The following is a 20088-nucleotide window of genomic DNA, read 5'->3' as shown; positions in this document are numbered from 1 at the left end:
AGATATTACGAAGATAGATCGGAATCGGGGAAACTTATATAAAGTTGGTTTTGGATCAAGATAAAGCTGTTGACAACAGATTCAAGAGCGCTTCTTTCATCGCCTATTTTGTCCAAGGCAGCTTTTTGTTGCTGACGTAATTCCTCACTTCTTTCAGCCGCTTCTCTTTTCTTTTGTTCGGCAGATCCTGCCCAATTTTTAATCCCAGGAAAACCTCTTAAGAATCCTGGCAAATTTTGACTGAATTTTTCCACACCAGAAAGGTCTGCTTCAACTTTAGTCGATCGCTTCCTTTCTTCTGAAGCCCTTTTATCAAGTTCTCTTTTTTGATTCAGGATCAAATCCGGTAAAACACAAGCTAAGGGAACTTCTACCTGAAATGGTTTAGGCAGTTTTCCGGGAATTTTTTCCATACCGCCACCAGGTACAGGTTTAGCGAAATCTTTCCCAACGGAACTAACAGGAATCAATCTGGTTAGAAATCCATCTTGTTTACGGGTGGTAACTAGATTCTGAAATGCGTCACTAGATTCTAATAATTTCTCTCGTACTTGTTTCAAAGAATATCCACTACTTTCAACAATATCCCACTTGCTAATGACAAAATGAACTGGTTTTGCAATACCTCCCGTCATTATATCAAGTATATTTTTTAACTCATTGATAACCCATACTACTCCTTCCTGTTCTTGACGCATCAGAGCACAAATTTTAGCTCCGTCTAACAATCCCAGTAGAATATCAGCACTTTCTATCTTTCGATTAAAATCAGAACCATCTTCCATATCGGCTTCAGTAATTCTACCGCCTGCGTAATCGAGATAGATAAACTGGCAAGCTGAGTATTTAGTTCTATTTCTGTTGATGGAGCAGGTAAAAACCCATTCTAAGACTTCCTCCCGAAGCGTCCCTCGAGGCCATTTCGTTTGTGTAGCAACTTCGGTGTAGATTTCAGTCAGTTTCTTGCGATTTTCAGCACCAATCTCTAGGAAAAATCCCCATTCCCCTTGACTGGACAGCTTCTGAAACATACTTCCCAAATACACGGTCTTGCCAGAACCGCGAGGCCCCAACATAATAATTCGATAAATCTGCATGGATTTTACTGCCTAATAAGTTTATTTGCGGATAGCTGTTGTTTTTAGCTGAGCTGCATATATCTTAATCAATGTTATCAAATACTTTCGATATAACAATTGAATTTAATGGGTAATTTGCCAAGATAAAATTTGGGATTTAATGGGAGTTAATAGGAAAAAGTGGTATTTAGTTCCTCAAATATCAAAAAGTGTGGTAAACTGGTACTGTGTTAGACCCAAATATGACTGCACCTAAATTTATGGAGCTTGAAGAATCGGTAAAATGGATCGATGACGAAATATTTGCTAAAACAGGAAAACGTCTTGACTCTCTACAAATATCTATATTAGAAGCTACTTCGCAAGGTAAAAAGTATCCAGAAATAGCAGAAGACTATAAATTTAGTAACGATCATGTCAGAAAAGCTGCTTGGAAGTTATGGAAACTGCTGTCAGATGTGTTAGGAGAAAATGTTAGTCAATCTAATTTTAGATCGTTTTTGAAACGAATAGAATTTTCTAATAATCATATTGTTAATAGTATTAATAATAGCAAAATTAATGTTTGTAGCGATCGATGTCATTCAGAGGTAACAAAAGAGCGATCGCCCACCTCTCCCCAAAACTCCCAACAAACTCCTAAACAACTTCACATAGACTTATCCGATGCACCAGATTCAAACATATTCTATAACCGCACATCCGAACTTACCACACTCAAACAATGGATTGTAGAAGATCGTACTCGTCTCATCACCATATTAGGATTAAGCGGAATTGGCAAAACTGCCCTCGCCATCCAACTAATAGAACAGATAAAAACTGAATTTGATTATATTATTTACCGCAGCCTCCACAACACCCCAACCCTCCAAACACTCGAAACAAACCTAATTCAATTCCTCAGTAGGGGCGGTGCCCCCGTGCCCGCCCCAGAAGAAAGGGCAACCACAGGGGGATTGCCCCTACTAGAATATTTACGTTCATACCGCTGTCTTGTAATACTCGATGACGTACAAATGATTTTCAGCAGCGGACAACTCGCAGGCAATTACCAACCTGGATATGAAAATTACGGCACATTCTTCAAACAACTAGCAGAATCATCCCACCACAGTTGCTTAATATTATTAAGTTGGGAAAAACCCAGAGAAATAGTGGCCTTAGAAAGCCAAAACCAAGCCTGTAGGACATTACAATTGAATGGTTTAGGAACCGAAGCTCAAGAAATTCTCAGAGAAAAAGGTTTACTAGAACCGGAGAGATGGTTAGAATTGATTGACATTTATCAAGGTAATCCATCCTGGTTAAATATAGTGGGCGCTATGATTCAAGACTTATTTAACGGCAGCGTTTCAGAGTTATTATCTTACGATACACTATTTTTAGGCGATTTAGAACCCCTATTGCAGCAGCATTTCCATCGCTTATCTGACTCAGAAAAAAAGGTGATGTCTTGGCTAGCTAGCGAAGTCGAACCAATTGAAATATCAAAAAGTACAGTAAATTTGGAATTATCCCCATCGGAATTATTAAAAAATGTGCAATCCTTGGGACGGCGTTGCTTGATAAAAAAAATCAAACAAGGTGAGCGAACACTTTTCACACTTCAACCTGTATTTAGGGAGTACATTAAAAACCTAATGTTATCAAAATAATAACAATACCAGAGGCTTGCAATCGCAGCGACTCCCCGGCATCCTTGCTCGCACAAGTTGCCCAAGAAGTTGCTAAAATTGAGCCAATCGATGAGCGGCGGAATCTGTTAACCTGTGCCGATATTCTCGCCGGTCTGCGGTTTGAAAGAGATTTGATTCGCCAACTATTTAGGAACGATCTTATGCGGGAATCTGTAACTTATCAAGCAATCCTTGAAGAAGGATTGGAACGAGGGGTTCAACAAGGAGTTCAACAAGGAATTCAACAAGGAATTCCACAAGGAAAGCAAGAGGAGGCCTTATCGCTGATTATGCGCTTACTCACTAGACGTTTAGGCGCGATCGCACCTGAGCTCCAAACTCAAATTCAATCATTATCCCTAACTGAATTGGAAGAACTAGCTGAGGCACTTTTAGACTTCTCTCAACTCACAGATTTAACTACTTGGTTAGAGCGGCAAAACCAATAGACACAGACCGATATAATTTGTAAGGTGGGAATCCCACCTTATACCAATTCTCCAAAGTTATACAACGGTAGAGGCAGGAGGATTGCCGCGACCCCATTTCCCCGATCCAAAAGTTTCAAATACGCACACAGGCTAAGTCAGAAACCGGGTTTCTTCGGAGATTTCTAGTTGAGAAACGGAGATTTTTCATAGAAACCCGGTTTCTTTGCATAAGTCCTGACTTTCTTATTTAATCACTCACCATTAACAACGATTTCTCCCCTACAACTTCCACTGGAATTGGTACTAATTGAACGGCACAAGCTTTTAACTCTGGCTGTTTAGAATCGGGACAACTCTCATGGTGCATGAGAGTATTTGCTTCGGCACCATCGGCCCACAAACTACCCCAGTGCATCGGTACAAACACCGTCCCAGGCGCGATCGCTTTCGTAATCTTAGCAGGAAACCGACAAACTCCTCGGCGCGATCGCACTTCCACCATCACCCCATTCTCAATCCCCAATTCCTCCGCATCCCTGGGATGAATCTCAATAAACGGATCGGGGTGCATTTGATTAATCTTCTCAGTTCTACCCGTCCGCGTCAATGTGTGCCAGTGTCCGTAAAGTCGGCCAGTAGTTAACACCAAAGGATAATTCGGATCGGGTGGTTCCGCCAACCCTCGCGAATGACAAGCTGCAAATCTCGCCTTCCCATCAGGCGTATGAAAACGCCAATCCGTGTAAAGTCTCTCACTTGCAGCCAACTTGCGATCGCTATCTTCTTTCCCTTCTTCCTTCTCCCCTCTTCCTTCTTCCTTCTTCCTTCTTCCTTCTTCCTTCTCCGAAAGCGGCCACTGCATTGGCCCTTCCGCACGTAGGCGATCGTGACTCATCCCAGACATATCGCAAGGCTGCCCCCGCGTCAACTGCACGAACTCACTATGTACCTCAGCGGAAGTCTGGAAAGTAAACTGATCCCCAAAACCCAAGCGACGGCCCACCTCAGCAAAAATCTGCCAATCCTGCAAAGCTTCTCCCTGCGGTTGCTGGAAAGCAGGACACAAAGTTACTCGGCGTTCGGAATTAGTCATTACTCCCGTCTTCTCACTCCACTGCGTCGCTGGTAACAGTATGTGAGCAAAAGGTGCTGTTTCCGTTGGATAATAAGCCTCTTGATACACCGTGAAAGGCGATCGCCTCAAAGCCGCCTTAGTCCGCTCCAAATCTGGCATACTCACCGCCGGATTAGTGGCTGCAATCCATAGAAACTCAACTTCCCCCGTTTCTAAACCCGTCATCATATCCCAAGCCGTGCGGCCCGGAATCGGTGAAATACTCCCCGCCGGCAACCCCCAAAACTCCTCAACTTCGGCTCGATGTTTCTCGCTTCTCACAAACCTATATCCCGGTAATATGTGAGATAATCCCCCCGCTTCCCGTCCCCCCATCGCGTTTGGTTGGCCAGTAAGAGAAAAAGGGCCGCATCCCGGCTTACCAATTTGACCAGTCATCAAGTGCAAATTAATTAGCGATCGCACCTTCGCCGTCCCCTCAGAAGACTGATTCATCCCCATCGACCACAGCGATAAAATTCGCTTGGATTCTTGCCAATAGCGGGCCGCCGTCTTCAATTCATCCACAGAAATGCCGCATCTGTCCGCTACAAATTGCGGTGGATAATATTTAATTACCTCCGTAAAAGCCGCAAAATTAGTCGTACATTCATCAATAAACGGAGCGTGAACATCACCCCATTGTAGTAATATATAAGCAATCCCATTCAGCAAATCAATATCCGTTCCCGGTTTAATTGCTAAGTGCAAATCCGCCGCTTCAGCGGTAGGAGTCCGCCTCGGATCGACCACAATCATTTTAACATCGGCATTTTTCTTATGGTATTTTGCCAGTCGATTAAAAATAATTGGGTGGCATTCTGCGGTATTGCTACCAATGATAAAAGCACAATCAGTTAACTCTAGATCGTCATAGCAACAAGGCGGGCCATCAGCACCAAAACTCTGCACATAACCAGCAACCGCTGAAGACATACAGAGCCGAGAATTGGCATCAAAATTATTAGTTCCCAGACAACCTTTGATTAGTTTCTGAGCAACATAATAGTCCTCAGTCACAAATTGACCCGAACCATACATACAAAGAGCATCTGGGCCGCTAGTAGCGCGTACAGTTTGAATGCGGTTAACAATTGCATTTAAAGCCTCATCCCAGCTAGCGCGGCGGAAAGGTTCATCTAGGGAGTCACGCATCATCGGATAAAGCAGGCGATCGCGCTGAATAGATTCTGTGACTGTTGCTCCCTTGACGCAAACCATACCCATACTAGAGGGATGTTCGCGATCGCCTTTCACCTTCCAACTCTGACCTGGTTTTGTTGGCGACGACACCTCTAAACCACAGCCCACACCACAATAGGGACATAGAGTTTTAATACTTTCCATATTCTAATTTGGTAATTGGTAATTGGTAATTGGTATTTGGTATTTGGTATTTGGTATTTGGGATACACAGATTTTACAGATTCCTCTGATTTCACAGACTAAACGATCGTGACTCTAACTAATCCGTGTAATCCGTGTAATCGGTAAAATCCGCGATCGTAATTGGTAATTGGTAATCCGGTTAATCTCACATCTTGCACCATTATCAATAAAGGACTTAATCGCGGGGTGGGGGCGTTTTTTTTAGCCTTTGCAGTACCGTTAAAGCTGTTGGCGAACCCGCCCCTACAGCTATATTTATAAAAGTGGGATTCTCCCGGAGTTTCAACCCCTGGCGGTTATTACAATTGGTGCAAGATGTCAAGTTAATTAGACATATTTTTCGTAGAGGCGGGTTCGCCAATATCTGTAATATCAAGCGAGAAATCCCAAAAACCCGCTCCGGCTTTTAGCAATCCCGAAACAATTTTCAGCTTTGGGATTGCTTCGCTACTCGCAATGACCTCAACGAACAACTAACTACTAACCACTAACCACTAACTATTCCCAAGGCTTAACATCTAGAGCGCCGCCATTGGCAGTGCTAAAAGTCACCCGAAATTCTGCTGTTTTTTCAGCAGTAGCCGATGCAGAACTGGCAGAATTTTGGATGGAGGCTAGAGGAGTTTCTTGTACGAAATTTTTAGCTACTTGATTAGTAGCTTCATACCCCAAAATTGTGCCGTCTTGCTTAACTTTAACCTTGTAAACTAAATCTTCGGTAAAAGTCGGGGTTGTTTTCCAAGTCGTGTCAATTTGGGTGTAAAGCTTTTGCTTGAGAGCGTCTATCTCAGCTTTGTCTGTAATTCTCGGCGCAGAAGTAGCATCAGTAGTTGCGGGTGCAGAATTGGTGCTAGCAGTTGCACTCGCGGGTGCTGCATCGATCGCACTCACAGAACTAGGAGCGATCGCGGGTGCTGCACTCATAGAACTAGGAACACTCATAGGTGCTGCACTCATCGCACTCGGAGGGGGAGGACTAGCGATCGGGACTGGACTTGCCGAGATAGTAGTTGTTTCCGTTTTCGCCGTCTCTTTTTGCAGATTAGCAACTGAACCAACACTCACTATAGTCAGCCCGATCGTTGTCGCCAACCATATTGCTCCAAAAGCCATAATTTTTCCAGGTGATGATTCTGGAGATTTCGAGGAATGAGAGTTTAGTTCCGATGACATATTTGCCTCCTTTGTATCTTTTGAGGCATTAAATGGGATTGTGGCAAAGGGTTTTGTAGCAGATGCAGCAGATTCAACCTCAGCTTTTGTAACAGGTGCGTTTTCTGGTTTTTCCTCGGTTGCTGAAGTTTCCAACTGCGGTACGCTGCTTGTGCTGCTTGGCGCTGTACTCTCCTCCTCTTCCACATCCGAATGAGCGAAACGACGAAACAGGAAATCTAGAGCGAAATTACGCAATTCATAGTAATGCGGATCTTCCATAATTCTCGCCCGATTGCGGGGGCGAGAAAAAGGAATTTTCAAGTCTTCACCAATGTGAGCAGAGGGGCCATTGGTCATCATCACGACGCGATCGGCTAAGAATAAAGCCTCATCAATGTCATGAGTAATCATGATTATCGTTACCTTATTTTCCCGCCAAATATTGAGCAATTCTTCCTGCAATTCTTCGCGGGTAATCGGGTCTAGTGCTCCAAAAGGTTCATCTAAAATCAACACTTGAGGGCTAGTAGCCAGAGCTCGCGCGATCGCCACTCTTTGTTTCATCCCGCCTGATAGTTGGCCGGGTCTTTTGTGGGCGGCTTCAGTCAGTCCAACTAACTCCAAATGTTCATTAACAATCTGCATCTGATCGGCATGAGATTTGTCAGCAAAAACCGTTCCTACTCCCAGATGGATGTTTTCTGTAGCACTCAGCCAAGGCAACAAAGAATAGTTTTGAAACACCACCATTCTGTCTGGCCCCGGTTCCTCAATCCACTTACCTTTAAGCTTCAACTTCCCAGTCGTAGGTTGATTGAATCCTGCCACCATATTCAGCAAAGTAGATTTGCCGCAGCCGGAGTGACCAATCAGACAAATAAATTCCCCTTCATTAATAGTGAGGTTAACACCATCAAGAACCGTATAGGGCCCTTTGGGAGTTTCATAAACTTTCGATACGTCTTCAATCGTCAGAAAAGGTTCTGACTTTAAAGATTCGACTTGGGTTTTCTTTGTGCTGTCTAGAGTTTGCATAACGGAGGAATTAGGAATTAACAATTCGGAATTGACTGTGGATAATTGGGAAGGGAAAAGTTTTCCCTCTTCCTCATTTTTACTCATCTTTCTTTCCTCTAGAATCTCTCACCATGCCTGTACTTAGGTCGGCGATCGGGAGTTTATACTGGCAACCTAATAGAACACTGAGAACCGACAGGCTCGATTAAGATTTCTTCAATGCGAATAGCGCGTTTGATTTTGACGTTTTGCAAGTACTCGATCGGGTCATCGGCATTAAATACAGTTCCGTCAAATAGTTCAATGTTGCGCCGATCGCGCCCAACGTCTGGCATCCCTAATTGTCGAACTGCTTCTCCAAATACATCGGGTAACAAAACTCGCTCTAGAATTTCTACCCAATTTTTAGGGAAAGGTACAATTCCCCAACGGGCCATCTGAGCCATTACCCACAGCATCTCAGTACGGTCGGGGAAATTAGTTTTATCAACGTAGAACTGGTTAAAATTCAACAGCATTTCTGGTTCATCTTCGGTGCCAGAATCATAGGCATCAATAAAGCCAGGGCGAATATGTTCTGCTGCCGAACCAACGTATTGCTCTTGGGAAAGTAATTCTACAATTTCCTCGCGGTTGCGTTTATCATCGCAATATTCGCAGGCTTCTAAAAGTGCTTTAACTAGAGCAATATGAGTTTGGGGATATTTATTTGCCCAATCTTCAGTCACGCCTAAAACTTTCTCAATATGTCCCGGCAAAATATCTAGAGAACGGGCCATGACAAAGCCGATATCTTCATTAACGGCGTGGGAGTTCCAGGGTTCTCCAACGCAATAGCCGTCAATATTTCCTGCTTTTAAATTGGCTAACATTTGCGGCGGTGGAATCACTGTCAAACCCACATCGAGATCCGGGTCGATACCACTAGAAGCCAGCCAGTAACGCAGTAGCAGGTTGTGCATGGAACTGGAATGCACAGTAGCGAAGGTGTGAACTTTGTCGGGAGTTTGTGCGATCGCTTCCTTGAAATCAGCTAGAGTTCTGATTCCCTGAGTATAGAAATGCTTACCGAAGGTAATCGCATCGCCGTTGCGAGATAGAGTTAAGGCCGTGCTTACGGGGATGGGTGCGTTATCGTCTAAACCCAGAGTCATCGCGATCGGCATTCCCGCAACCATTTGAGCCGCATCTAAACGACCTGCGGTGACTCCTTTGGCGATCGCTTTCCAGCTAGGTTCCCGCGAAAGAGTGACTTCTTCTAAACCGTGCGCTGCGAAGAAACCTTTCTCTTTTGCTACTACTAAAGGGGCGCAATCTGTGAGAGGAATAAACCCGATTTCCAGGTTGACTTTTTCTAAGCCATTCTTAGCAATAACTGTCGGCTTGCTAACCTTACGCTGCTTCACTCGTTTCTGCTGGTTTAAGAAATAAACCATTTCATTTCGCAAAGCGTAGTAACTGGGATGATTTACTACTTCCATCCGGTGACGGGGACGTGAAATTGGTACTTCTAAAATCTGCCCGATTTGTGCTTCAGGGCCAGTAGTAAGCATAACGATCCGATCTGATAGCAATAACGCCTCGTCAACGTCATGCGTCACCATGATGGCAGTAACGCTGCTTTCTTCGCAAATTTTCATTAATTGTTCTTGCAAACCGCCGCGAGTTAAGGCATCCAAAGCGCCGAAGGGTTCGTCTAGCAGTAGCAATTTAGGACGGATAGCGAGAGCTCGCGCGATCGCAACTCTCTGTTTCATCCCCCCGGAAATTTCCCCAGGTCGTTTATCAGCAGCGTGTCGCAATCCTACTAAATTAATATGGTGTTCGATGATGCTTTTACGTTCACCTTTAGGCTGATTTTTGTAAACTTCATCGACAGCTAGAGCAATATTTTCTCGCACTGTCAGCCAAGGTAACAGAGAGTAATTTTGAAATACTACCATTCTATCGGGCCCCGGTTCTCTAACTTCGCGGCCTTCTAAAATTACGCCTCCCTGACTCGGTTTGTCTAAACCAGCGATAATATTCAGCAAGGTAGATTTGCCGCAGCCAGAGTGTCCGATTAAGGAGACAAATTCTCCTTGTTTAATCTTGATATCAATGTTTTTGAGCGCAATGTATTTTCCCCCGTTCGGCAGGTCAAATACGCGATCAACGTGATCTACTTCAACAAATACTGACATAATTGGTAATTGGTAATTGGTAATTGGTAATTGGTAATTGGTAATTTGTGATTTGTGATTTGTGATTTGTGATTGGTAATTGGTGATTGGGAATGGCTAATTGCTAATTGGTGATTGCTGATTGCTGATTTGGTATTTAGGGGTTGTGAAATCCAATATTTAACTCAAAAAACTCACAACCCTTTCTTGTTCATTAGCTATTAGCCATTAGCGATTAGCTATTAGCCATTAGCCTGTCTTACTTCTGTTCTTCAGGTACAACTTTGGAAGCAATGAAACCAACCAATCTATCTAGCAATAAACCGACAATACCCACATAAATCACTGCTAGGATAACGTGGCTGAGACGCGAACTATTGTAAGAGTCCCAGATAAAGAAACCAATACCCACGCCCCCGACTAGCATTTCAGCAGCAACAATTGCCAACCAAGATAGACCAATTCCAATCCTCAAACCAGTGAAAATATAGGGCACCGCAGAGGGTAATAGAATTTTCCAGAAATACTTTTGGCGAGGTAAGCGCAACACTCTGGCAACGTTTCTGTAATCTTGAGGTATCTGCTGGACACCCACAGTTGTATTGATAATAATTGGCCAAATTGCAGTAATTAAAATCACAAACAATGCCGAAACTTCACTGGTTGTAATCCCCATACCTTCAAAGGGATTAAATTGTTGAAATGCTCCCAGAGAAATAGGCAACCAAGCTAAAGGAGGAATCGTCCTCAACACCTGAAAAATCGGGTCTAAAGCGTCAAACATTAAAGAATTAGTGCCGATTAAGATTCCCAGTGATATACCGAGAATTGCTGCTAAAGTAAAGCCGATTGCTACCCGCTGCAAGCTGGCTAAAAGTTGCCAGAATAAACCTTTGTCAGTACCGCCGTTATCAAAGAAAGGGTTAATGATGAGATTCCCACTTTCTGAGATCATTTTAAGTGGCCCCGGCAAAGTGGAATTGGGGTCATGGCAAAGGATTTGCCAAATTAGCAGAATAACTGCCAGGGCCACCAGCGGTCTAATTATTTTTCTGCGGTTATTCTGAAGAAAAGAAATAATCGCATTGACTGGGTTATTGCCTTTTGAAATCCGCTCAATGTTTGTTGCCATACTTTAGTTAGTGGTTAGTTGTTAGTGGTTAGTTGTTGCTGATAGTTAACGGTTAACAGTTAACCGTTAACTGTTAACCGTTAACTATTATGCTTTCTTAATTGCCAGACCGTTCAAATATTCTTCAGGCTTTTCAGGGTCAAACTTAACACCATCGAAGAAGGTTTCTACACCGCGAGAAGTAGTAGCAGGAATCTCTGATGCGGGAACTCCCAAGGCTTTCGCTGCTTCTTTCCAAATATCTTCGCGATTCACTTTATCAACTATCGCCTTGAGGTCTGTGGTAGCAGGAATATTACCCCAGCGAATGTTTTCAGTTAAGAACCAAGTATCGTGACTTTTGTAGGGATAGGAAGCATTATCCGCCCAGAATTTCATTAATAATGGACTGTTGGCTTCTACTCGCCCAGTACCGTAGTCAATCTGACCTTTAATGCGACCTACAATATCTTGATTGGCAACTTTTAACCACTTATCTTCGGAGATGATTTTGCTCATCTCTTCTTTATTTTCTGGTTTGTCGCACCACTGCTGAGCTTCTAAAACTGCCATTGTAATTGCCTTAGCAGCTTTGGGATTTTTGTCTACCCAATCTGCTCTTAAACTCAGGGCTTTTTCGGGGTGATCTTTCCAGAGTTCACCTGTGATTAAAGCCGTATAACCTACCTTCTGACTAACTAATTGCGCGTTCCAAGGTTCCCCGACGCAAAAAGATTCCAGGTTGTTGACTTTCATATTAGCAACCATTTGCGGTGGTGGTACTGGAACTACTGAAACATCGTTATCTGGATTGATTCCACCAGCGGCTAACCAATAGCGCATCCAGAGATCGTGAGTACCGCCGGGAAAGGTGGTACCAAACTTAGAGTCCTTAGTTAAAGCTGATTTCAGTGCTTTGCTATCAGTACCTACTTTTAAATCTAGGTATTTTTTGGAAAGGGAAATCGCCTGACCGTTAGTATTTAACCGCGCCAGAATGTACATCGGGATTGGCACATTTCCTTTAGTGATTGTCCCTAAAGACATCATGTAAGGCATGGGCGATAAGATATGTGCTCCATCAATGCCACCGCCGCTAGAACCTAGTTCTAAATTATCGCGAGTTACGGGCCAAGATGCTTGTTTTGCAATTTGCACATCTTTCATGCCGTACTTTTCAAATAAACCTTTTTCTTTGGCAATAATTAGCGGTGCGGAATCTGTTAGGGCAATAAATCCTAATTTTGCTGTTGTAACTTCTGGGGCATCTGCGGGGTTGATGTTAGCTGCCGGTATTGCTGAAGGAGAGGTACTTGCAGCGGGGCTAGATGCACTTGTAGAACTATTAGAACCAGAGGTGCAGCCGTGAACGAGTAGAGTAGCTGCGGCAGTTGTTCCAGCGGTGACGATGAATTTGCGGCGGGAAATTTTGCTCATTATTTTTGTTAGTTGTTAGTTGTTAGTTGTTAGTTGTTGGTTGTTAACTGTTAACTGTTAACTGTTAACTGTTAACTGTTAGCACAGCATTGGGCTGGGCGTTGAAGTGTTCGATTAATAGTTGGCGCAAAACTGGTTTTAGGTCTTCGCAAGGAATACCTTTTTGCACGCAACTACCGAGATGGGCATCTTTGCCAACTGTGCCTCCCATATAAAGGTCAACACCTTCTAATGTTTTGCCGTTTTTGCGGACTTTTGTACCGAGTAAACCAATGTCTGCAACTTGCGGTTGACCACAGGAATTAGGGCAACCTGTCCAGTGAATTCTCACTGGTTTGGGGAATGATAACTCGGCTTCTAATTCTTTAATCATTGCTAAGGCGCGATTTTTGGTTTCAATTAATGCGAAGTTGCAAAATTGTGCGCCGGTGCAAGAAACTAATGCTCTAGTTAAAGGGTCAGGATTGACGGAAAAACGCTGGAGTAATGGTTCTTGAAGGAAGGTTTCTAATCGGGAGTCGGGTACGTTGGGAACGATCGCATTTTGCTCAACGGTAAGTCTGATTTCGCCGCTACCGTAAACATCGGCCATCCTGGCTAAGTCAAACATATCTGCGGCGTACAGCCGCCCGACGGGGATGTGGAGGCCGACGTAATTTAATCCGGGCTGTTTTTGCGCGTACACGCCGATGTGATCGCGCTTATCCCAGAGGATTTCATCTTTGGCTGCGGCTGTTTGCAGGGTGCGATCGAGTTGGGTTTCAACTTCGGCGCGGAATCCATCGACTCCTAATTCGTCGATTAGCCACATCAGACGGGACTTTTGGCGGTTGGCTCTCAGTCCGCGATCGCGATATACGATTAATATGGCCGTGCAAAGATCGACGACATCGCTGGGTTCAACCCAAGCATTGAGGGGAATGGCCGCGTCGCAGCGTTTGGCGGAGAAAAAGCCGCCGACTAAGACGTTGAAGCCGAAAGTGCCATCTTTAAAAGCAGGGATGAAAGCGATATCGTTGATTTCCGCGTGTACGGAGTTGTCGCGACAACCTGCGATCGCAATGTTAAACTTTCTCGGCAAATTGGTAAAAGCTGGATTGCCTTCGCCACCGTTGGTGATCGTGTCTTGAACTTGGCGGCACAACTCCCGCGTATCATAGAGTTCGTCGCTGTCTAATCCCGCTACTGGGGAACCGGTGATGTTGCGAACGTTATCCATCCCTGACTGGATGCTAGTCATCCCAGCTTCTTTGAGGCGGCGGAAGATGTCTGGTACATCTTCGATGCGAATCCCTCGCAGTTGGATGTTTTGCCGGGTGGTGATGTCTGCGTTGCCATCATCGCCGTACCGCTGCACGATTTCACCTAAAACTCGCATTTGATTGCTAGTAATGATGCCGTTTGGCAACCGCAATCGCATCATAAATTTGCCAGGAGTTACTGGCCGAAAGAATATGCCTAACCATTTGAGGCGGTGTTCGCGATCGGTTTCATTCATTGCTTCCCAGCCGATCTCAGCGAAGTGAGCGAGTTCGGCTTTGAGCGCTAGACCATCTTTCTCAGCTTTTAATTTTTCAAATTTGTTAACACCTGCTTGCGGTTCTGCTATCTGTGTCACTGGTGTACCCTCGTTGGTTACTTGGTGGAGGAGCTATGGGTTTCGGGGATTAAAGGCTGGTTTTTGTGCTAACCTTAGTGGTTATACTTAACTAAAACCGTATATTTAATTACTCAATTCCAATTTCTTTGAAGTTGGCAAATCCTTAGCGTACATGGGCTTGGTCAAGATTACAGAGAAATATTTAGTCAGCAAAGAGTATTAATTACTACCTTTGTCTCTCCGTGTTAACTCTTGTTAAGGAACACTGTAGGGCGTGGATCGAGAGTTGTTCGTAGCTAATGTTACAGAATATGGAGTTTTATGAAGTTTTCGGATAAGCACGATGCAGTTTCTACATCGCGGGGCAAAGTAGAAGCAGTGGGCGCGATCGCAGCCTGAACCCACAATCACAGGGGGAATTGGTAATTGGTAATTAGTAATAGCTAATGGCTAATTGCTATGGCTAATGGCTAATTGCTAATGGCTAATTGCTAATTGCTAATTGCTAATGGCTAATTGCTAATTGCTATTACCCATCTCCCCCGCTCCCCTGCTCCCCATCTCCCCCTCTCTTCCTCTTTCCCTAGTCCCTAGTCCCTAGCCCCTAGTCCCTTCTTTGGTAAACTGTTGAACAGATTGAGAATGCTACCCCTACAATTTTAGATTTTACAGGAGTACAATGAGCACAAAATCAAACACCTATTTTTTATCCTCTATCTTCTCGCTGTTTTTATTATTCAGCACCACAGCCTGCACATCTATTTCCCAAAAACAGATTGTCATTTGCTCAAAAGATTTTACAGAACAAGTCATCCTCGTAGAAATTTTATCCCGCCACATCGAGGCGAAGACAGATATACAAGTAAAACGCGAACTGAATTTAGGTGGCACTCTTTGCCATCAATCCCTAGTAGCTGGTAAAGTTGACTTATATGTAGAATATACTGGCACTGCTTTTGCCAACATTCTCAAACAAAAACCGATTTCCGATCCCAAAAAAGTTTACAGTTATATCAAGCAAGAATATGCAAAACAGTATCAATTAGAGTGGACAGAACCTCTAGGATTTAATAATAGTTTCGCAATTATTGTCCGGGGCGATGATGCCAAAAAACTTAATCTGCAAACCCTTTCTCAACTTAGCAAAGCTGCACCCAAATTGCGAGCAGGTTTCGGCCCAGAGTTTAAAGAAAGGGAAGATGGCTTTCCCGGATTAGCTAAAACTTACGGGATAAAGTTTGCAGAAGAACCGAAAGAAATGCTATTAGGATTACTTTACCAAGCACTTAAAGAAAAACAAGTAGATGTTATTGCTGGCAACTCGACTGACGGCTTAATAGAAAGTCTAGGTTTAGTGGTTCTTAAAGATGATAAGCAATATTTTCCCCCCTATGAAGCGGCCCCAGTTGTGCGTTCTGCAATTTTGGAAAAATACCCGGAGTTGCGTCAAGTTCTGAATGAATTAGCAGGGAAAATCTCGGAGGAAGATATGCGAAAACTCAACTATAAAGTTGACGGGAAGCAACTAGATGCTGGACAAGTTGCACAGGAGTTTTTGCAGCAGAAGTTAGGGAGTTTAAATCCTGAATCTAGCAAGAAATAAGGCGATCAGCTAATATCTAAAAGGTAGTTAGGAAATTAAAATTTCCTGAAACCTTTGATTATGATTATATAGCAGTTGCCAAGGCAGTTAACACATTCTGAATTCTAAACCCTTCTTCCGTCTTCCCTAGCCCCTAGCCCCTAGTCCCTAGCCCCTCTTAAACCGCCTTGGCGGTTGCTATATTTCCTTCTTTCCCTAACCCCTAACTATAGGCTAACTTTCCCGCTAAATTTGCAAGCTTTGCACTATCTCCAACGACAAACCTGTAAGCCGAACAACTTGCTCAATTGATATATTTTCCCGCAACAAATTCCGAGCCAACTCTTCCTTCGCTAATTGCATTCCTTCCTGTCTACCTTCCTGTCTACCTTCCTGTCTACCTTCCTGCAAAATATCCTGATAAATCACTGACTCACGCATAATATCCCCTCGCAAAAGTCTTGTAATTACATCTTTCTCCAATACTAACCCAGCCAAAATCCCTGCTGATGCCATTAAATTACTCTGAACCCGCCTGTCGGGAATCTCTGCAATGGCAGATGCCACTTGAGTTAAAACGCCTACAGGGTTTTCTGTCCGACTCAAAACCGCAAAAGGCAACAGTCCGAGGGAACTCAAAAATATTTCAGACGGCTGTTCCCAGAGGCGAATCACATCAAATTCATGGCGAGTTCTGGTCAAAATAAAAGCATTTTGCCGAACTAAATCCGAACCAGTCTCCCTTAAATATATCACGACTTGGCGCATTTCCTTAGCAGGAAAGCGGCGGTAAACTCGCAAGCGATAATCCGCCATCCGAAACGGAATTCCTGCATCCGCTTCTGTCTGAAATTCGGCGTGGAGTACCAAATCTTCAGCTTGCCGCAAAATCAAAGCATCAGCCCGAATTGGTTCCAAAGAAAGTTCAGTCGGACTCAGTTCCGTTAGCCTTACCGGAGCACCCAGCAGCCAGCTTGCAAAATCATCCGCAAAGTTTTCGGCGATAAACTTGCAAATATTATCGTACATCGCAATAATTTAGTATCTTTGTAGAGCTTACTCAACTTAATTTTAACCCAAAAGTTGCTCTGAGTAATCTCCACGATCGCCTTAGCCGCAGAAACAACTAATCGGGAAAATGTAATTCCCTGCAATAGTTTCAGCAATTAAAAACGTCCTAATTTCCCTCGCTAACTCGCCGTAAATTCAAGACATCACTCATTTTTTTAATTTGCATAGAAGTCCGTTCAAGCTGTTCTTTGTCCTGGATATCAACACACAAATCAATCAATGCCGGTAAACCCGGATAAGTCTTCACACTCGCACTGCGAACGTTTACATGATTGTCTTTCAAGTGAGATAAAACATCATTAAGAACGCCCACGCGATCGAGCACTTCAATTTGAATATTCACCGGGTAAGTATTCGGACGACCACCGTTCGGATTTGTCGGATTCCAACTCACAGGTACTAACCGATCCCCAGGAACATTGTCGGTATTAGAACAGCCTTGGCGATGAATTGAAATGCCGCGATTTTTAGTGACAATTCCAATAATTACCTCCCCTGGTATGGGATTGCAACAACCTGCCAAATGATACAATAACCCCTCAACTCCTGCAATTGGTGACTTGCTCGGAGATGAACTCGGCATCGACCGTGCAGGTGCTACTATTGGCACATTTAAAATCTCAGGAACTACCTCAACTTTTTGCTGTACTAAATCTCGCAGCCGATTTACTACTAGATTTAGCGTCACCTCGCCGTAGCCCAAACCTGCTAACAAATCTTCGACGCTGTGGTAATTGAAGCGTAGCGCTACAGAGTGCATTGGCTCAGATTTTAATAAGGATTCAAAGCCATTTTTGCCCAGTTCCTTTTCCAATAATTCCCGACCGCGAGCTACATTTTCATCGCGGTGCGATCGCTTATACCACTGACGAATCCGGTTTTTTGCGCCGCTGGTCTTGACAAAATTTAGCCAGTCTAAACTGGGATGACCATTTTTCTGAGTCAAGATTTCGACAATATCGCCATTCTTTAAAAGCGAGTCCAGCGTCACCATCCGCCCATTCACCCGCGCACCTGTGCAGTGATTCCCAACTTCCGTGTGGATGCGGTAAGCAAAATCCACAGGCGTTGCATCTTTTGTCAGCGCTACTACATCGCCTTGGGGCGTAAATACGTAGATGTCTTCATCAAATAAATTATCTTTAACGCTCTCTAAATATTCCTCAGCATCCTTAAGGTCGCTTTGCCATTCCAGCAGTTGCCGCAACCAAGTAAACTTTTCGTCATCTCCTGTCACTTTGAGATTGCTAGAACCGCCGCTTTCTTTATATTTCCAGTGGGCGGCGATCCCGTAATCTGCAATGTGGTGCATTTCCACTGTACGGATTTGGACTTCAATGGGGCGGCCGCTATTGCCGATCACGCCCGTATGCAAAGATTGGTAGCGGTTCGGCTTCGGCAAACCGATATAGTCCTTGAAGCGACCGGGGATCGGACAGAAAGCATCGTGTGCGATCGCCAACGCCCGATAACACTCATCCTTACTTTCGACAATAATCCGCACCGCCGCAATATCATAAACCTGGTTAAACCCCTTCTGTCGGCGCTGCATCTTCTGGTAAATACCATACAGGTGTTTCGGGCGGCCGCTGACTTCATAGCACTTAATCCCCACACTATCCAGCCGATCCCGCAGAATGTCCGTCACCTCCGCCAGTTGCGCCTCCCGGTCAGTCCGCTTCTGATCTACCAAATCCTTAATTTCGCAATAAGCTTCCGGTTCCAGGTATTTAAACGCCAGATCCTCCAATTCCCACTTAAAGCGACCAATACCCAACCGATTCGCCAAAGGCGCAAAGATTTCCCGCGTTTCCAAAGCGATACTACGGCGTTTCTCGTCTGAGAGATGTTCCAGCGTCCGCATATTATGCAGCCTGTCCGCCAACTTCACCACGATCACCCGGATATCCTTAGCCATTGCCAGAAACATCCGCCGGAAATTCTCAGCTTGGCGTTCCGTCTTGCTGGAAAAATTAAACTTAGAAAGCTTCGTCACCCCCTCCACCAACTGCCGCACTTCCGCGCCGAACCGCAGTTCGATATCCTCAAGGGTGACATCAGTATCCTCAACGATATCGTGGAGGAAGCCTGCCGCAACCATCGCACTATTGCCGCCCAAATACCGCAGCATTCCGGCTACGGCCACAGGATGGCAGATGTAGGGCTCCCCAGATTTGCGATACTGACCCTCATGGAGCTCGTTGGCAAATTTAAAAGCCCGACAAATTAAAGCATTATCAGTCGAACAGCTAGCGATCGCTCCCGACGACTGACCATTAGCATCCCCATTGAGACATTCTTGTAACCAATCAGGAATGTTACAGTCATTTGAGATTGATGGAATCAGAGTGTTGGCATTCATAGGAGTCAGGATTTAAAAGTTACAAATAGATAGTGCAACAGAAGTTGCTTTCCGGTTGAACAGCAGACTTTCTGTATCTAGGTATACTAAGCTAAAATTGACACCTACAGTCAATCTGAAAAAGATTCCTGTATTGTCTGTCAACTATAGCTATCTAAATTGAGAAGAACCACCCTCGTAGGGAGGAAAAAATCTGATTTTAGGCAAATGCTCTGGTCAGTTGCCCTTGCCTTGTAAAATTAAGAACGTTTTGGGAGTAAAAGTACAGAGATCGCTACTTAGCCTTAAGCAGACCAAGCTTAGCTAAAAGCCGTCACAGACCGTCAATCCTAAATCAGCGTTTAACTCGCCTTGAAAAATATTCTCTAAGATTTAGGCTGCTGCGACTACAATGTACAACTTGCCTTAATCTTTGGAATCTTTAAAACATCTATCTTAATTATAGATATAAATTTCTTTACATTTGTTATGCTGTCCAAAAATATCTACCAGCACTACCAGCAATTTAAGCAACTTCTCCAAGAGCTCCAAACCGTTGCCACACAGGGTAATCTAGATCGGACAGCACTCTTGGCAACTTTTGGGGAAGCACAGCAATTTTTCGCAGGGCAAATCATGGGTTCAGACAGTGACGGGCTAGATCCGCCAGAAACACCGTTAGAGCAATCATACCTGACAGAAATACACAAGCAATTGCGTCTGTTGGGAATGGATATAAAATTTTTGCAAGCGTCGCGGGTTCTAGCCACAGCCCAAACCAGGCAAACAGCAGCAAGCGATCGAATTAACACCCTGATCCGCTACTGCGATGCCTTGTTGCAAAAAGGCACAGAATAAATAGGCTGTCTTAATTACAGCCAAAGCATAAACCAGTCATAGGAATATCGAGCCAAGGAGAA

At 44.2% G+C, this 20088-nt stretch carries 13 protein-coding genes; 4 read left to right on the top strand and 9 right to left on the bottom strand.

The features are described from left to right. Positions 1-5: 5 nt before the first annotated feature. Complete coding sequence (locus OSCIL6407_RS0126985; RefSeq protein ID WP_007357370.1) at positions 6-1097, bottom strand: hypothetical protein; 1092 nt, start codon at positions 1095-1097, stop codon at positions 6-8. Between the two features lie 224 nt (positions 1098-1321). Between OSCIL6407_RS0126985 and OSCIL6407_RS0126980 the strand changes: the two genes are divergently transcribed. Next, the gene (locus OSCIL6407_RS0126980; protein ID WP_007357371.1) at positions 1322-2737 is read left to right on the top strand and encodes an NB-ARC domain-containing protein; all 1416 of its coding nucleotides are present in this window, start codon (positions 1322-1324) and stop codon (positions 2735-2737) included. A 44-nt stretch (positions 2738-2781) separates the two neighbouring features. Further along, the gene (locus OSCIL6407_RS0126975; RefSeq protein WP_007357372.1) at positions 2782-3207 is read left to right on the top strand and encodes a DUF4351 domain-containing protein; all 426 of its coding nucleotides are present in this window, start codon (positions 2782-2784) and stop codon (positions 3205-3207) included. 229 nt (positions 3208-3436) lie between these two features. On the opposite strand, the gene OSCIL6407_RS0126970 is transcribed toward OSCIL6407_RS0126975, so the two are convergent. The 6 genes from OSCIL6407_RS0126970 to OSCIL6407_RS0126940 form a co-directional block, all read right to left on the bottom strand. Then, positions 3437-5650 carry a molybdopterin oxidoreductase family protein gene (locus OSCIL6407_RS0126970; RefSeq protein ID WP_007357373.1) on the bottom strand — a complete coding sequence of 738 codons (2214 nt, stop codon included), beginning with the start codon at positions 5648-5650 and terminating at the stop codon, positions 3437-3439. 540 nt (positions 5651-6190) lie between these two features. Continuing rightward, on the bottom strand, positions 6191-7969 hold the full coding sequence (locus OSCIL6407_RS0126960; RefSeq protein ID WP_007355413.1) for a nitrate ABC transporter ATP-binding protein: 1779 nt from the start codon (positions 7967-7969) through the stop codon (positions 6191-6193). Between the two features lie 56 nt (positions 7970-8025). Continuing rightward, on the bottom strand, positions 8026-10047 hold the full coding sequence (locus OSCIL6407_RS0126955; RefSeq protein ID WP_007355412.1) for an ABC transporter ATP-binding/substrate-binding protein: 2022 nt from the start codon (positions 10045-10047) through the stop codon (positions 8026-8028). 238 nt (positions 10048-10285) lie between these two features. Next, positions 10286-11158 carry a nitrate ABC transporter permease gene (gene ntrB / locus OSCIL6407_RS0126950; RefSeq protein ID WP_007355411.1) on the bottom strand — a complete coding sequence of 291 codons (873 nt, stop codon included), beginning with the start codon at positions 11156-11158 and terminating at the stop codon, positions 10286-10288. Between the two features lie 87 nt (positions 11159-11245). Then, positions 11246-12574 carry a CmpA/NrtA family ABC transporter substrate-binding protein gene (locus OSCIL6407_RS0126945; protein WP_007355410.1) on the bottom strand — a complete coding sequence of 443 codons (1329 nt, stop codon included), beginning with the start codon at positions 12572-12574 and terminating at the stop codon, positions 11246-11248. A 64-nt stretch (positions 12575-12638) separates the two neighbouring features. After that, positions 12639-14192 carry a ferredoxin--nitrite reductase gene (locus tag OSCIL6407_RS0126940; RefSeq protein WP_007355409.1) on the bottom strand — a complete coding sequence of 518 codons (1554 nt, stop codon included), beginning with the start codon at positions 14190-14192 and terminating at the stop codon, positions 12639-12641. Between the two features lie 661 nt (positions 14193-14853). On the opposite strand from OSCIL6407_RS0126940, the gene OSCIL6407_RS0126935 reads away from it, so the two are divergent. Further along, entirely contained in the window at positions 14854-15777 is a 924-nt protein-coding gene (locus OSCIL6407_RS0126935) for a glycine betaine ABC transporter substrate-binding protein (protein ID WP_019487898.1), read from the top strand. 225 nt (positions 15778-16002) lie between these two features. On the opposite strand, the gene OSCIL6407_RS0126930 is transcribed toward OSCIL6407_RS0126935, so the two are convergent. Both OSCIL6407_RS0126930 and OSCIL6407_RS0126925 read right to left on the bottom strand, forming a co-directional pair. Then, complete coding sequence (locus OSCIL6407_RS0126930) at positions 16003-16785, bottom strand: Rpn family recombination-promoting nuclease/putative transposase (protein ID WP_019487897.1); 783 nt, start codon at positions 16783-16785, stop codon at positions 16003-16005. Between the two features lie 148 nt (positions 16786-16933). Further along, entirely contained in the window at positions 16934-19189 is a 2256-nt protein-coding gene (locus tag OSCIL6407_RS0126925; RefSeq protein WP_019487896.1) for a RelA/SpoT family protein, read from the bottom strand. Positions 19190-19657: 468 nt separating this feature from the next. On the opposite strand from OSCIL6407_RS0126925, the gene patD reads away from it, so the two are divergent. Beyond that, positions 19658-20026: a heterocyst frequency control protein PatD gene (patD, locus tag OSCIL6407_RS0126920; RefSeq protein ID WP_007357528.1), complete on the top strand. Its 369-nt coding sequence runs from the start codon at positions 19658-19660 to the stop codon at positions 20024-20026. Positions 20027-20088 lie beyond the last annotated feature (62 nt).

Source organism: Kamptonema formosum PCC 6407 (genome assembly GCF_000332155.1).
GTDB lineage: Bacteria > Cyanobacteriota > Cyanobacteriia > Cyanobacteriales > Microcoleaceae > Kamptonema > Kamptonema formosum.
The sequence above is the reverse complement of the archived record's forward strand: the minus strand, read 5'-3'. Positions and strand labels throughout refer to the sequence as shown.